Consider the following 14,012-nt stretch of genomic DNA (forward strand, 5'->3'; position numbering starts at 1 on the left):
GTACGATGCCTCTCAGTGCGGTCAATTCCCGTCCACGGCACAGTGGTTCAGCGCGCCTCAACGGGCGGTCGTGCGGCGGGACATCCTGGGGGCACGGCTTGTGGGGGACCTGATGGACATCGGCACGCAGGGCGCACAGGCCCCGGCCGACCTCGCCTGGCTGCGCGGCGTGGACGCCTACACGATGGGCGCCTATCCGCAGGCCGAAGAGGAGTTCAGAACCGCGGTGCGGCTGGATCCCGGTATGGCGGACGCCTGGCTCGGCCTCCACGCCCTGCGGATCGACACGACGACCGCGTTACTGCGGATGTACCAGCATCGCGACCGGTTCGGCGAACAGCGCACCCGCCATCGACGCACACTCAACTCCTGGTACTGGCTTGGCTGGTGGGTGCAACCGGTGCTGGAGAGCCCGCGCGATCTGCTGCTCGCGCACGCCTCGCACTGGCTGGACGGGCGTCATGTCGCGGAGCTGGACCGGGCGTTGGCCGGGCTGCCGCCGGTGGACACGGACCCGCAGGTTCGGTTCCTGCACGCCTGCCGGTCCTATCTGGTCAAGGACTGGGAACAGCTCGTACGCAATACCGAGCAGCTGGTCGACGATCCGCTGCTCGGCATCGAGGCGGGGCTGTTCGGCGGCATGGCGCGGGTGCGGCTGGAGATGTACGGACAGGCCGAGCCGCTGCTCTCGACGGCGCTGATGCGCTGCCGCAGCGAACAGCCGCAGCGCAAGGAACTGCGGTACTGGCTGGCCCGCGCGCACGAGGGCACCGGCCGCAGCGCGGCCGCCCTGCCGCTCTACCGGGCGGTCCACCGGATCGACCCCGCGTTCATGGACACCTCCGCACGGCTTGCCGCCATCGCGGACTACGACGGTCTCGAGGGCACCGACGAGGTGTCGGGACTCGCCGCCGTGTCGCTGACCGGGTTCGGGGTGGACGGCACGGTCGCGGAGGCGCAGACGGACGGTGACTCGCTGCTCGGCACCGATCTGGTGGACGGCCGGGAGCTTCGGCCGGGCGAACCGCAGAACCTGCCGGGCGCCGGCGGGCCGCCTCCGGCCGACGGGACGGGGGCGCGGGAGAAGACGGCCGTGCCCGGCCAGTCCTCCCGGCAGCCGTTCCCCGCGGGGCCGAGCGATCCGGTGCTGCTCGCCGAGGCGCTGGCGGAACTGGAGCGAATGGTCGGCCTCGAGCCCGTCAAACGCCAGGTCAAGGCGTTGTCCGCGCAGCTGAACATGGCACGGCTGCGGGCCGGCCAGGGGCTTCCGGTACAGCCGCCGAAGCGGCATTTCGTCTTCTCGGGCCCCTCCGGCACCGGGAAGACCACGGTGGCCCGGATCCTGGGCCGGGTCTTCTACGCGCTGGGGCTGCTCGGCGGGGACCATCTGGTCGAGGCCCAGCGCTCCGATCTGGTCGGCGAGTTCCTCGGCCAGACCGCGGTCAAGGCCAATGAGCTGATCGACTCGGCGCTCGGCGGGGTGCTGTTCGTCGACGAGGCGTACAGCCTCTCCAACTCCGGCTACAGCAAGGGTGACGCCTACGGGGACGAGGCGCTGCAGGTGCTTCTGAAGCGGGCCGAGGACAACCGGGACCATCTCGTCGTCATCCTCGCGGGCTACCCCGAGGGCATGGACCGGCTGCTGGCCGCCAATCCCGGGCTCTCCTCCCGCTTCACCACCCGGGTGGACTTCCCCAGCTACCGGCCGCTGGAGCTCACCGCGATCGGCGAGGTGCTGGCCGCCGACAACGACGACGTGTGGGACGACGAGTCCCTGGACGAGCTCCGCTCGATCAGCGGCCATGTCGTCGACCAGGGCTGGATCGACGAGCTGGGCAACGGCCGGTTTCTGCGCACGCTGTACGAGAAGAGCTGCGCGTACCGGGATCTGCGGCTGTCGGGCTACGCGGCAGTGCCCACGCGCGACGATCTGGCGACGCTGCGGCTGCCGGATCTGATGCAGGCCTACGGCGAGGTGCTGTCCGGCCGGGGGCCGGCGGACCGGGGGTTGCAGGAGCCGCCGGGGCTGTGACGGCGACGGGAGGTCGCAGGTGGAGGACCGGAGCCGCCCGGCGGCCGGTTCGTCCCCGACCGCCGGGCGGGCTCGGCGCGGCCGCCCCGCACGCCGGGCGGGCCGGGATGCGGCGCCCGCCCGGCGATGGGACCGGGCCCCGTCGTCAGGCTCGTGCCGCCAGGGGCTGACGTTCGTCCGGGCCCGCGGACACCGGTGCCACGTCGACCGTGCGGCGGGGCACCGAGACCCGGTGTGCCGGGTCGCGTACCTCACCCACCAGCATTTCCAGGACGTCCTCCATCGCCACCAGCCCGAGCACCCGGCCCGACGCGTCGGCGACCTGGGCCAGATGGGTGGCCGCCCGGCGCATCACCGTCAGCGCGTCGTCCAGGGGCAGTTCGGCCCGCAGTGTCACCATCGGGCGCCACACGTGCTGCGGAACGGCCCGTTCGCCGTCCTCCAGGTCGAGGACGTCCTTGACGTGGAGATAGCCCATGAACGGGCCGCCGCCCTCCGCGCAGACCGGGAACCGCGAATAGCCGGTCCGTACGGTCAGTTCCTCGATCCGGTGCGGGGTGACCGACGGGTCCACCGTCACCAGATTGGCCCGGTCGAGCAGCACATCGGTGACCGGCCTGCTGCCCAGCTCCAGTGCGTCCTCCAGCCGTTCCTGCGCCTCGGGTTCCAGCAGCCCGGCCTGTCCGGAGTCCTCGACGAGCCGGTTGAGCTGCTCGCTGGTGAAGACGGCCTCGACCTCGTCCTTGGGCTCGACGCGGAAGAGCCGGAGCACCAGCCGGGCGCAGGCGCCCAGCGCGGTGGTGACCGGGCGGCAGAGCCGGGCGAAGCCGACCAGGCCGGGGCTGAGCCAGAGCGCGGTCTTCTCCGGCGCCGCCATGGCCAGGTTCTTCGGAACCATTTCGCCGATGACGAGATGGAGGAAGACCACGAAGACCAGTGCCAGCACGTAGCCGAGCGGGTGAACGAGGCCCTCGGGCAGATGCGCCGCGTGGAAGACCGGCTCCAGCAGATGGGCGACGGTCGGTTCGGCGACCGCGCCCAGGGTCAGTGAACAGACGGTGATGCCGAACTGGGCGGCGGCCATCATCTGCGGCAGGTTCTCCAGCCCGTACAGCACCTGGCGGGCCCTGCCCGACCCGGTCGCCGCAAGGGGCTCGATCTGGCTGCGGCGTACGGAGACGAGCGCGAACTCGGCGCCCACGAAGAAACCGTTCGCCAGCACGAGGAGCCCGGCAAAGAGCAGTTGGACGATGCTCATCGCGCGACCTCCAGGACGCCGCGGTCCACCGACGGCACGTCGACCGTTTCGGTCTCATCGGCGGTGCGTACGAAGCGCACCTGTTCGGCACGGTAGTGACCGACCTCACGGACCGAGATCCGCCAGCCCGGCAGTTCGGCCCGGTCTCCGGGGGCGGGGATCCGTCCGAGGAGGTCGGCGACCAGTCCGGCCACCGTCTCGTACGGTCCTTCGGGGACGTCGAGACCTATCCGGCGCAGGGTGAGGACCCGGCAGCTGCCTTCGGCGTCCCAGGCGGGACGGCCGTCCTCCGGGGCCGCGGCCACCAGTTCGGGCCGGTCGGCGCCTTCCGCGTCGTGCTCGTCCCTGACCTCGCCGACGAGTTCCTCGATGATGTCCTCGAGCGTGACGACTCCGGCGGTGCCGCCGTACTCGTCGACCACGACGGCTATCGGCTGCTCGTTGCGCAGGCGTTGGAGCAGCTGTTCGACGGGCAGGGTCTCGGGTACGAGGAGGGGCGGTACGGCGATCCGTCCGGCCGTGGTGCGCAGCCGCTCCTGTGCGGGTACGGCGAGCGCGTCCTTGAGGTGGATCATGCCGACGACCTCGTCGATCCGGTCCCGGTAGACCGGGAACCGGGAGAGGCCGGTGGCGCGGGTGAGGTTGAGGACGTCCGCCGCGGTCGCGGTCGACTGCAGGGCACTGACCCTCACGCGCGGCGTCATCACGTGCTGCGCGGTGAGTCCGGCGAGCGACAGGGTCCGTACGAAGAGATCGGCGGTGTCCTGTTCGAGGGTGCCGGCCTCGGCCGAGTGACGGGCCAGGGAGACCAGTTCACCGGGGGTGCGGGCGGAGGCCAGCTCGTCGGTGGGCTCGACCCCGAGCAGCCGTACCAGCCGGTTGGCGGCGGTGTTCAGCAGGGTGATCACGGGCCGCAGCGCACTGGCGAAGCGGTGCTGGGGGCCTGCGACGAACCGGGCGACCTGGAGCGGCCGGGAGACCGCCCAGTTCTTCGGTACGAGCTCGCCGATCACCATCTGGACCGCGGAGGCGATCAGCATCCCGATCACCACACTGACACCCGGCACGGCCCCGCCGGGGAGTCCGGTCGCGGTGAGCGGGCCGGCCAGCAGCTGGGCGAGGGCCGGTTCGGCGAGCATGCCGACGACCAGTGAGGTGATGGTGATGCCGAGCTGGGTGCCGGAGAGCTGGAAGGAGAGCTCGCGCAGGGCGTCGACGACGGTACGGGCCCGCCGGTCGCCCTCGGCGGCGGCGCGCTCGGCGTCCGGCCGCTCGACCGTGACGAGCCCGAACTCGGCTGCCACGAAGAATCCGTTGGCGAGGATGAGAAGGAATGCCGCACTGAGGAGCAGCAGGGGGGTGGTCATGCCGCCGCCTCCTGGGAAGGGGCGGCGCAGGTACTACCGGACGATCCGTCCATTGCTGGAGGGAGTCACTCCTTGGGTCGAAGGAAAGCCCCGCCGGCCTCAAGGGCCCTCGGTGCGGGGCGGGGCGCACGGGGCGCCACCGACCTCCAGAGTAATCAAGAAGTGGCCCTGCGGGGCAGGGGGCTCAGCCGTTGTCGGTACCCGTGCCGTGGTTCTCGGCGAGCGCACGGAGCGTACCGGCGTCGCGGATGGCCTGTTCCTTGGCGATTCCGGGCTGGATACCGAGGACCGGCATGCTAGTCCCGTCGCTGAGGTCGAGGAAGACCCACGGGTCTCCCACGCGCAGGTTGACGCGGACGATCTCCGCCCAGGACAGCCGTCGGGTGCGGGTGAGATTTACCACGGTCACCCCGTGGTCGTCGGCGACGACCTTGGGGCGGCTGAGCAGTGCCAGCACGGCGAGGAAGAACAGCGCGGTGAGGATGAAGCTGCTCCGCTCCCCCGGGCTCAGCTGCTCGAGGCTCATCGCGATGACGGTGATGACGACGAACATCGCCACACCCACGGTCAGCAGGACGACCCGGGTACGGGTCGGCCTGAAGGTGACCGGGAGTGCGGGGAGTTCGGGCCGGGGCGCGGGCATGGCGTTCTTCTGTCTTCCGGTGAAGTCGGGCATCCGGAGGGTCCGGTGTGCGGAGGCGCCGGCTTCCCGGTGGGTCGCCGGACGTCCGCCCGTCAGAGGCGGCAGGCGTGGATGGCCGTCGTGAGAATGGCGCGGGCGCCGAGCTCGTACAGATCGTCCATGATCCGCTGGGCCTCCCTGGCGGCGACCATGGAGCGGACGGCGACCCAGCCCTCGTGGTGCAGCGGGGAGATGGTCGGCGACTCCAGGCCCGGGGTGAGGGCGACGGCGCGCTCCAGGTGCTCCACGCGGCAGTCGTAGTCCATCATCACGTAGCTGCGGGCGACCAGGACGCCTTGCAGGCGGCGCAGGAACTGCTGCACCTTGGGGTCGTCCTGCGGTGCACCCGTACGGCGGATGACGACGGCCTCCGACTTCATGATCGGCTCGCCGATCACTTCGAGCCCGGCGTTGCGCAGGCTGGTGCCGGTCTCCACCACGTCGGCGATGACCTGGGCGACCCCCAGCTCGATGGCGGTCTCGACCGCGCCGTCGAGGTGGACGACGGAGGCCGTGACGCCCACGTCGGCGAGGTGCTTGGCGACGATGCCCTCGTAGGAGGTGGCGATCGTCATGCCGTCGAAGTCCTGCGGGCCGTGGGCCGTGCCGGGCTTGGTGGCGTAACGGAAGGTGGAGCGGGCGAAGCCGAGCTGGAGGATTTCCTCGGAGTCGGCTCCGGAGTCCAGCAGCAGGTCGCGTCCCGTGATGCCGATGTCGAGACGGCCGGAGCTGACGTAGATCGCGATGTCGCGAGGCCGCAGGTAGAAGAACTCGACCTCGTTCTCGGGGTCGACGAGGACGAGTTCCTTCGACTCCTTGCGCTGCTGGTAGCCGGCCTCATGGAGCATCGCCATCGCAGGCCCGGAGAGTGAACCCTTGTTGGGGACGGCGATGCGCAGCATGAGGTCAGGTTTCCTTTGCGAGGAGGGAGTCGTGTACGGACGTGCGAAGGTCGGGGCAGTGGAGAAGTCGTACTCAGAGATGGGCGTAGACGTCGTCGAGAGAGATCCCGCGGGCGACCATCATCACCTGGACGTGGTACAGCAGCTGCGAGATCTCCTCGGCGGCGGCGTCCTTGCTCTCGTGCTCGGCGGCCATCCAGACTTCGGCGGCCTCCTCGACGACCTTCTTGCCGATGGCATGGACCCCCTTGTCCACCAGCTCGGCGGTGCGGGAGGTGGAGGGGTCGCCGTTGGCGGCCTTGAGCTGCAGCTCGGCGAAGAGCTCTTCGAAGGTTTTGTTCGCCATGATGCTTCTTAGAGTACGGGGTGCCACCCCCTCGCTCAGCGCCAGGGCTCGCTGACGGTACGCAGCGTGGCAGCGGTGGCGACGGCGGCGGTGACCGCTTCGTGCCCCTTGTCCTCGTTGGACCCTTCGAGACCGGCCCGGTCGAGCGCCTGCTCCTCGGTGTCACACGTCAGTACGCCGAAGCCGACCGGGACCCCGGTGTCGACGGCGACCTGGGTGAGGCCGTTGGTCACGCCGTGGGACACGTACTCGAAGTGGGGAGTGCCGCCGCGGATGATCACGCCGAGGGCGACGATCGCGTCGTAGCCGCGGCCGGCCAGCACCTTGGCGACGACCGGGAGTTCGAAGCTGCCGGGGACCCGGAGCAGGGTCGGCTCATCGATGCCGAGGTCGTGCAGGGCGCGCAGCGCGCCGTCGACGAGCCCGTCCATGACCTTCTCGTGCCACTGGGCGGCGATCACCGCCACTCGCAGGTCACCGCAGTTGCGTACGGACAGTTCGGGTGCGCCCTTGCCGCTCATGTCTCTCCTACCGATCGTTTCCGTGCTCGTTACTGGTTGCCGCAGGTCGACACCGAGGCGGCGTCGAGCCAGGGCAGGTCGTGTCCCATGCGGTCCCGCTTGGTGCGCAGGTACCGCAGGTTGTGCTCGCCGGCCTGGACGGGCATCGGTTCGCGTCCGGTGATCGCGAGGCCGTGCCGCAGGAGCGCGGCGGTCTTGTCGGGGTTGTTCGTCATCAGCCGGACGCCGTGGACGCCGAGGTCCTTGAGGATCTGGGCGCCGGCCCCGTAGTCCCGGGCGTCGGCGGGCAGGCCGAGCTCCAGGTTGGCGTCGAGGGTGTCGACGCCGCGTTCCTGGAGTTCGTACGCGCGCAGCTTGGACAGCAGCCCGATGCCGCGGCCCTCGTGGCCACGCAGATAGACCACGACGCCGCGGCCCTCGTCGGTGATGCGCTGCATGGATGCGTGCAACTGGGGGCCGCAGTCGCAGCGCTGGGACTGGAAGATGTCGCCGGTCAGGCACTCGGAGTGGACCCGGACGAGAATGTCGTCGCCGTCGCCGAGGTCGCCGTGGACGAGCGCGACATGCTCGACGCCGTCGACGGTGGAGCGGTAGCCGTACGCCGTGAACTCACCGAACGACGTCGGCAGCCGGACCTCGGCCTCGCGGCGCACGGTCGGCTCGGAGGAGCGGCGGTACGCGATCAGGTCCTCGATCGAGATGATCGTGAGGCCGTGCTTGCGGGCGAACGGGACGAGCTCGGGCAGGCGCAGCATCACGCCGTCCTCGCCGGCGATCTCGACGATCGCGCCGGCGGGCCGCAGCCCGGCGAGCCGGGCCAGGTCGACGGCGGCCTCGGTGTGGCCGTTGCGGACGAGCACGCCGCCGGACCGGGCGCGCAGCGGGAAGATGTGCCCGGGGCGCACGAAGTCGGCGGGGCCCGCCTGACCGCCCGCCAGCATCCGGAGCGTGGTGGCCCGGTCGGCGGCGGAGATGCCGGTGGTCACGCCGTGCGCCGCGGAGGCGTCGACCGAGACGGTGAACGCCGTGCGCATCGACTCGGTGTTGTGCGCGACCATCTGCGGCAGTTCGAGCCGCTCGAGCTCGTCGTTCTCCATGGGTGCGCAGATCAGGCCGCGGCACTCGCTCATCATGAAGGCGACGATCTCAGGGGTGGCCATCTCTGCCGCGATGACGAGGTCGCCCTCGTTCTCCCGGTCCTCGTCGTCGACGACGACCACGGGGCGTCCGGCCGCGATGTCACGGATCGCCTGCTCGACGGGGTCCAGCGACAGGTCCTCGGTGTCGTCGTGGCTGTACCAGGTGGGCTGGGCACTCATGCCGGGGCTCCTTCCAGAGCGGGGGTCCGCGTCCGCAGCCACCAGTCGCGCATGCCCCACAGGACGAGGGCGCCGTAGATGACGTAGACGAAGCCGGAGAACGCGAAGCCGTTCGCGAAGTTCAGCGGGACGCCGACCAGGTCGACGAGCAGCCAGGCAAACCAGAACTCGACCATGCCGCGCGCCTGGGCGTACATCGCGACGACGGTGCCGACGAAGATGTACGCGTCGGGCCAGGGGTCCCACGAGAGCGACGGGTAGGCGGTGAACAGCCCGCCGACGGCGAGGGTGCCGAGAGCGGCGCCGCCGACCAGGTAGCCGCGCTCGCGCCAGGTGGCGAACCGTACGGCGACGGAGCCGTCCTGGGCCTGCTGCCGGCCGCGGTTCCACGACCACCAGCCCCACGCGGCCACAACGATGACCACCAGCTGCTTGCCCGCGCTGCCCGAGAGATGGGCGGAGGCGAAGGCGACCAGCAGGATGACGCCGGACAGCAGCTGGGCGGGCCAGGTCCACAGGGAGCGGCGCCAGCCGAGCGCGAGGGCGATCAGTCCGATGATGTTGCCGATCATGTCGGACCACTTGATGTGCTGGCCGAAGAGGGCGAAGGCCTCGGAGTTGAGCCAGTCGAAGGCACTCACTTGGAGTCCTCCCGGCCCCGGTCGCCGAGCAGCCGCTCGACGTACTTCGCGAGGACGTCCACCTCGAGGTTGACCGGGTCACCGGCCCCCTTGATGCCGAGCGTCGTCAAGGCGAGGGTGGTGGGAATCAGGCTGATGGTGAAGTAGTCGGGTCCGGCGTCGACGACGGTCAGGCTCACGCCGTCGACGGTGATCGAGCCCTTCTCCACCACGTAGCGGGTCAGGTCGGCGGGCAGGGAGATCTTCACGAGCTCCCAGTTCTCGGAGAGCTTGCGCTCGACGATGCGGCCCGTGCCGTCGACGTGGCCCTGGACGATGTGCCCGCCGAGCCGGCCGCCGAGCGCCATGGGGCGCTCCAGGTTGACCTTGGAACCGGTCTCCAGCGCGCCGAGGCTGGAGCGGTTGAGCGTCTCGGCCATCACATCGGCGGTGAACTCGTGCTCACCGAGCTCGACGACCGTGAGGCAGACACCGTTCACGGCGATCGAGTCGCCGTGCTTGGCGCCTTCCGTGACGACGGGACCGCGCAGGCGGAATCGGGAGGCGTCGCCGAGCTTCTCGACGGCGGTGACCTCACCCAGTTCTTCGACAATTCCGGTGAACACTCAGTTTCCCTTCCGGGCAGGGCCGGGGACGGCGGTGATGCGCAGATCGGGGCCGATGCGAACGGTCTCGGTCACATCGAGGCGCAACGCCTGGGCGATGGTGGAGATTCCGGCGTCGGCGAGGGCCGCGGGGCCGGCGCCGAGGAGCACGGGGGCGAGATAGCCGACGACCTTGTCGACCGTTCCCGCCGCGACGAAGGCCCCGGCCAGGGTCGGGCCGCCTTCGAGAAGTACGGAGCGGACGCCGCGTGCGTGCAGCGCGGCGAGCAGGGCCGGGATGTCCAGGCCGCGGCCTGTGGCGGCGCGCGGCAGCCGCAGGACGGTGCCCTCGGGGAGATGGCCGGTGTCGGCGTCCTCGGCGACCGCGACCAGGGTGGGCGCCGTGCCGTCGAGAACGCGGGCACCCGGGCGTACCGCGTCGGCGCCGGTGTCGACGACCACCCGCAGCGGCTGTACGGCGCCTTCTACCCCTCGTACACCGAGCTGGGGGTCGTCGGTACGGGCGGTGCCGGAGCCGACCACGACGGCGTCGGCCTCGGCGCGCAGCCGGTGGACGTCGGCGCGCGACTCGGGAGAGGTGATCCAGCGGCTGGTGGCGTCCGCGGCGGCGATCCGGCCGTCGAGCGTCGCCGCGTACTTCCACAGGACGTACGGGCGGCCGAGGCGCACCGAGGTCAGCCAGGCGGCATTGCCGGCCTCTGCCTCGTCGGCGAGGAGTCCCTGCTCGGCCTTGACACCGGCCGCGCGGAGGGTCTCCGCGCCCCCGGTGGCCTGCGGGTTCGGGTCGGCGACCGCGTACACCACACGGCTGACGCCGGCCTCGATCAGCGCCTGGGCGCAGGGGCCGGTCCGACCGGTGTGGTTGCAGGGTTCGAGCGTGACGTAGGCGGTGCCACCGCGCGCCTTCTCGCCCGCTGCGCGCAGGGCGTGGATCTCGGCGTGCGGCCCCCCGGCCCGCTGGTGAAAGCCTTCACCGGCCGGGCGTCCATCGGCGTCGAGGATCACACAGCCGACGACCGGGTTGGGGCTGGTGGAGCCGAGTCCGCGGGCGGCGAGCGCGATCGCTCGGCGCATGGCGGTGCTGTCGGCTGCGGTGTCCACCGGGTCCTCCTGCCTCTTCTGGCACGGACTCCGGGGCCTGTCGATGACGACAGATGAAGCGGAACGCAACGAGGAACGCCGGAAACCGAAGACACGGACGCAGTTGTTCCGGAGATCCGGAAACGCGTCCGCCGACGGCGGCATACCTGTGACGGCCCGCCGCGCACTGCCTCCCATCCGGACTTTAACCGTCGGTCCAGGAATCTCACCTGGTCAACCGGCCGCTGGATGCGGACGGGTCGCGGACTGTAACCGCCGGTTCGGAATTGCACCGACCCCGGAGTGCGCTGCTGCTGGTACAGGATCAGTCTGCCATGCCCGGTCCGGAGCCAAACGGGTGAGCGGCTGTGGGGTGCCTCACAGGCGGCCTCGCACGCGCGCCCGCCCGGTCGCCCGCCCAGGGCACCGGGTCGCCGGCGCCCCGCCCTGCGTGGGTCCGCGCGCCCCGCAATCCGGTCCCGAGCCACCGCTTCCGCCACGCCGGCCCCAGGACGACGATTCCGGTGACCGACGGCGTGGGAACACTCGACCGCCAGGTGGGTGACGGACCGGCTGCGCGCCGGCGTCGTCGCATCCGTCCCGGTCGGCGCCCGCCCGTCCCGGGGAGAGCGCCGCAGCCGGCCCCGCCGGACCGTTCAGCCGCCCGGGGCGAACAGTTCGTCCTGCGCCGCCTCGCGGGCGGTGAGCAGCGCGCCCCTGAGCACGGCGGAGCCGCCCAGCAGTCCGGCTCTGACCTCCGTGCACAGCGGGGACATCATGGCCAGCCGCTCCTCGACCCGGGAGGCAAGCGCCTCACCGCCCGCATGGCCGACCTCGCCGGCGAGAACCACGCAGCCGGGGTCGATCACCGAGGCGACGGCGGCGGCGCCCACCGCGAGACGGTCGGCGAGGGCGGAGAGGAACGCCTCGCTGTCCCCCTCCCCCGCCAGGGCCGCCCGCACGGCGAACGCGGCGGCCGGCTCCTGTTCCCCGGAGCCCATCCGCGCACGCACGTCGACGCCGTGCTCCAGGGCCAGCTCGACGACCGGTGCCGAGCCCACCAAGGAGTGGAACCCGCCGTCGCAGCTGACCGCGGAGGGGACCCCCATCGCGCCCGGTACGGGCAGGAAGCCGATCTCGCCCGCACCGCCGGACGCTCCGCGGCGCAGCCTGCCGTCCAGCATGACCGCTGCGCCGATGCCGTGACCGAGCCAGAGCAGGACGAAGGTGTCGCGGCCGCGGGCCGCGCCGGCCCGGTGCTCGGCGACGGCGGCGAGGTTGGTCTCGTTCTCGACGAGCACGGTCGCCGGCAGCCGGTGCTGGAGCACCCGGACCAGTCGGCGGTGCCAGGCGGGCAGTCCGGAGGTGTCGCGGAGTTCGCCGGTGACCGGGTCGATCAGACCGGGGGCGCCGATGCCGACGCTGTGCAGCGGCGCGGCGCCCGCCTCGCGCGCGGTGCGCTCCAGCAGCGCGGCGGCCTGTTCTGCGGCGGCCTCGGTGCCGGTGTCACTGCCGATCGGCAGGGTGGCCTCGGCCAGCGTGACGCCGAGGAGATCGGCGACGACGACCGCGACGCTGTCGGTGCGTACGTCGAGGCCGGCGAGGTGCGCGCGGTCGGCGACTATCCCGTACAGCCGGGCATTGGGGCCGCGCCGCTCGGCGCCGCTCTCGCCGACCACCCGGATCAGACCGGCCCCCTGCAACCGCTCCACCAGATCGGCGACGGTGGGGCGGGAGAGTCCGGTCAGGATCTTGAGCTGGGTGGCCGTCAGGGGGCCGTCCTCCTGGAGCAGTCGAAGGGCGAGCCGGTCGTTGATGGCCCGGGCGGTGCTCGGTGATGCGGGCATGCCGGGATCCTTCCAGATCACTGCCGCGCGGTGAGAGACCTTGACGGTCTATTTATCAGGCAGGGTTCCTGATAGTTTACTGTCCGCACCGTGACGACAGGCGCGGAGGTAGACCGCGACGAGAATTCCCAGGGGAGGGCACGGCGGCATGACGACGGAATCCACAGAGACGGTCTTCGGCGCGGGGCAGGTGAGGCGGGCCAGGTTCGCCGTCGCCGCGGTCTTCACCGTGCACGGCGCGGTGACCGGCAGCTTCGCCACCCGCGTGCCCTGGATCCAGGACCACGCCGGGGTCAGTGCCGGGCAGCTGGGCATCGCCCTGGCCTTCCCGGCGATCGGCGCCTCGCTCGCCATGCCGCTGGCCGGTGCGATCAGTCATCGCTTCGGCGCCAGAACCGCGCTGCGCGGGCTGCTGGCGCTGTGGACGCTTGCACTGGTGCTGCCCTCACTGGCACCGAACCTGCTGACGCTGTGCGCGGCGCTGTTCGTCTACGGGGCGTCGGCCGGCATGTCGGACGTGGCCATGAACGCCCTCGGCGTCGAGGTGGAGAACCGCCTCGACAAGTCGATCATGTCCGGACTGCACGGCATGTGGAGCGCGGGCGCCCTGATCGGTTCGGCGGCGGGCACCGTGGCCGCCCATACCGGCACCGACGCCCGGCTGCACCACGTCGTCGCCGCTCTCGTACTCACCACGCTCGGTCTGGTCGCCTGCCAGGGCGTACTGGACCTGCGCAGCGAACCGGACCAGGAGCCGCCGCCGCGGTTCACCCTGCCCCCCAGGTCGGCGCTGGTCATCGGCGCAGTCGGGTTCTGCGCGGTGTTCGCCGAAGGCGCCAGCCTGGACTGGTCGGCGGTCTACCTCCGGGACATCATGGACAGTTCCGCGGGGCTCGCGGCCGCCTCCACGACAGCGTTCGCGCTGACGATGGCGGTGGCCCGGATCGCCGGGGACAAGGTCGTCGACCGCTTCGGTGCGGTCAGGACCGTACGGGTGGGCGGCGTACTGGCGACCGTCGGCGGGGTGCTGGTGGTCGTCGCGCCGGGGCCGACGGTGGCGCTGTGCGGCTTCGCGCTGCTGGGCCTCGGTGTCGCCGTGGTCGTCCCGCTCGCCTTCGCGGCGGCCGGGCGCAGCGGGCCGAACCCGAGCCAGGCCATCGCGGGTGTCGCCACCATCACCTACACCTCAGGGTTGATCGCGCCCTCGGCGATCGGTTCGCTCGCCGAGGCGACCTCACTGGTCGCGTCGTTCGGCCTGGTGACGGTGCTGGCGTTCGGTCTGGTACTCGGGGCCGGGGTGCTGCGGGCGGGCGACCGCCGGGTCGCGGTGAAGGACGTCGGCGCGCCGGACACGGCAGCGGCCGAGCCCCGGGCCTGACGGGCTCGTTCCGCGGGCGGGACCCCCGGTGGGG

Annotated in this window: 13 protein-coding genes and 1 riboswitch; of the genes, 2 read left to right on the forward strand and 11 right to left on the reverse strand. The window is 71.6% G+C overall.

What is annotated here, in order from left to right; all coding sequences use genetic code 11:
• Positions 1-112: 112 nt before the first annotated feature.
• Positions 113-2,032, forward strand: a complete 1,920-nt coding sequence (locus tag LRD69_RS03470) for an AAA family ATPase (RefSeq protein ID WP_277325069.1) — start codon at positions 113-115, stop codon at positions 2,030-2,032.
• Positions 2,033-2,177: 145 nt separating this feature from the next.
• Here LRD69_RS03470 and LRD69_RS03475 read toward each other — a convergent pair whose 3' ends face one another.
• From LRD69_RS03475 to LRD69_RS03525, 11 genes are all read right to left on the reverse strand, one after another.
• On the reverse strand, positions 2,178-3,290 hold the full coding sequence (locus LRD69_RS03475) for a hemolysin family protein (RefSeq protein ID WP_277325070.1): 1,113 nt from the start codon (positions 3,288-3,290) through the stop codon (positions 2,178-2,180).
• Positions 3,287-4,657: a hemolysin family protein gene (locus tag LRD69_RS03480; RefSeq protein WP_277325071.1), complete on the reverse strand. Its 1,371-nt coding sequence runs from the start codon at positions 4,655-4,657 to the stop codon at positions 3,287-3,289. Before LRD69_RS03480 ends, LRD69_RS03475 begins: the two co-directional genes overlap by 4 nt.
• 184 nt (positions 4,658-4,841) lie before the next feature.
• Positions 4,842-5,300 (reverse strand): PH domain-containing protein, encoded by a 459-nt coding sequence (locus tag LRD69_RS03485; protein ID WP_277325072.1) that lies wholly within the window; start codon positions 5,298-5,300, stop codon positions 4,842-4,844.
• Positions 5,301-5,392: 92 nt separating this feature from the next.
• Positions 5,393-6,241: an ATP phosphoribosyltransferase gene (gene hisG, locus LRD69_RS03490; protein WP_277325073.1), complete on the reverse strand. Its 849-nt coding sequence runs from the start codon at positions 6,239-6,241 to the stop codon at positions 5,393-5,395.
• A 73-nt stretch (positions 6,242-6,314) separates the two neighbouring features.
• Positions 6,315-6,587 (reverse strand): phosphoribosyl-ATP diphosphatase, encoded by a 273-nt coding sequence (locus LRD69_RS03495; RefSeq protein ID WP_018524273.1) that lies wholly within the window; start codon positions 6,585-6,587, stop codon positions 6,315-6,317.
• A gap of 35 nt (positions 6,588-6,622) precedes the next feature.
• A complete protein-coding gene (ribH, locus tag LRD69_RS03500) occupies positions 6,623-7,108 on the reverse strand; it encodes a 6,7-dimethyl-8-ribityllumazine synthase (protein WP_030919009.1) in 486 nt (161 codons plus the stop codon).
• A 29-nt stretch (positions 7,109-7,137) separates the two neighbouring features.
• Complete coding sequence (locus LRD69_RS03505) at positions 7,138-8,427, reverse strand: bifunctional 3,4-dihydroxy-2-butanone-4-phosphate synthase/GTP cyclohydrolase II (RefSeq protein WP_277325074.1); 1,290 nt, start codon at positions 8,425-8,427, stop codon at positions 7,138-7,140.
• Complete coding sequence (locus LRD69_RS03510) at positions 8,424-9,068, reverse strand: nicotinamide mononucleotide transporter family protein (RefSeq protein ID WP_277325075.1); 645 nt, start codon at positions 9,066-9,068, stop codon at positions 8,424-8,426. The genes LRD69_RS03505 and LRD69_RS03510 overlap by 4 nt, the downstream gene beginning before the upstream one ends.
• On the reverse strand, positions 9,065-9,673 hold the full coding sequence (locus LRD69_RS03515; protein ID WP_277325076.1) for a riboflavin synthase: 609 nt from the start codon (positions 9,671-9,673) through the stop codon (positions 9,065-9,067). The genes LRD69_RS03510 and LRD69_RS03515 overlap by 4 nt, the downstream gene beginning before the upstream one ends.
• Positions 9,674-10,774 carry a bifunctional diaminohydroxyphosphoribosylaminopyrimidine deaminase/5-amino-6-(5-phosphoribosylamino)uracil reductase RibD gene (gene ribD, locus LRD69_RS03520; protein ID WP_277325077.1) on the reverse strand — a complete coding sequence of 367 codons (1,101 nt, stop codon included), beginning with the start codon at positions 10,772-10,774 and terminating at the stop codon, positions 9,674-9,676. It lies immediately after the preceding gene.
• Between the two features lie 159 nt (positions 10,775-10,933).
• Positions 10,934-11,064, reverse strand: a riboswitch (FMN riboswitch).
• 345 nt (positions 11,065-11,409) lie between these two features.
• On the reverse strand, positions 11,410-12,600 hold the full coding sequence (locus LRD69_RS03525; RefSeq protein ID WP_277325078.1) for an ROK family transcriptional regulator: 1,191 nt from the start codon (positions 12,598-12,600) through the stop codon (positions 11,410-11,412).
• 148 nt (positions 12,601-12,748) lie between these two features.
• Here LRD69_RS03525 and LRD69_RS03530 point away from each other — a divergent pair, with 148 nt between their 5' ends.
• On the forward strand, positions 12,749-13,978 hold the full coding sequence (locus tag LRD69_RS03530; RefSeq protein WP_277325079.1) for an MFS transporter: 1,230 nt from the start codon (positions 12,749-12,751) through the stop codon (positions 13,976-13,978).
• The last annotated feature ends 34 nt before the right edge of the window (positions 13,979-14,012 follow it).

Origin of the sequence: Streptomyces sp. JH14, from assembly GCF_029428675.1 — a bacterium.
In the GTDB taxonomy this organism is placed as follows: domain Bacteria; phylum Actinomycetota; class Actinomycetes; order Streptomycetales; family Streptomycetaceae; genus Streptomyces.

Bases quoted from the DNA above. Each gene is read 5' to 3' on its own strand.
- LRD69_RS03475 (WP_277325070.1), bottom strand. From the start codon at position 3,290: ATGAGCATCGTCCAACTGCTCTTTGCCGGGCTCCTCGTGCTGGCGAAC.
- LRD69_RS03530 (WP_277325079.1), top strand. From the start codon at position 12,749: ATGACGACGGAATCCACAGAGACGGTCTTCGGCGCGGGGCAGGTGAGG.
- hisG (WP_277325073.1), bottom strand. From the start codon at position 6,241: ATGCTGCGCATCGCCGTCCCCAACAAGGGTTCACTCTCCGGGCCTGCG.
- LRD69_RS03480 (WP_277325071.1), bottom strand. From the start codon at position 4,657: ATGACCACCCCCCTGCTGCTCCTCAGTGCGGCATTCCTTCTCATCCTC.
- LRD69_RS03505 (WP_277325074.1), bottom strand. From the start codon at position 8,427: ATGAGTGCCCAGCCCACCTGGTACAGCCACGACGACACCGAGGACCTG.
- ribH (WP_030919009.1), bottom strand. From the start codon at position 7,108: ATGAGCGGCAAGGGCGCACCCGAACTGTCCGTACGCAACTGCGGTGAC.
- LRD69_RS03495 (WP_018524273.1), bottom strand. From the start codon at position 6,587: ATGGCGAACAAAACCTTCGAAGAGCTCTTCGCCGAGCTGCAGCTCAAG.
- LRD69_RS03525 (WP_277325078.1), bottom strand. From the start codon at position 12,600: ATGCCCGCATCACCGAGCACCGCCCGGGCCATCAACGACCGGCTCGCC.
- LRD69_RS03470 (WP_277325069.1), top strand. From the start codon at position 113: ATGGACATCGGCACGCAGGGCGCACAGGCCCCGGCCGACCTCGCCTGG.
- LRD69_RS03485 (WP_277325072.1), bottom strand. From the start codon at position 5,300: ATGCCCGCGCCCCGGCCCGAACTCCCCGCACTCCCGGTCACCTTCAGG.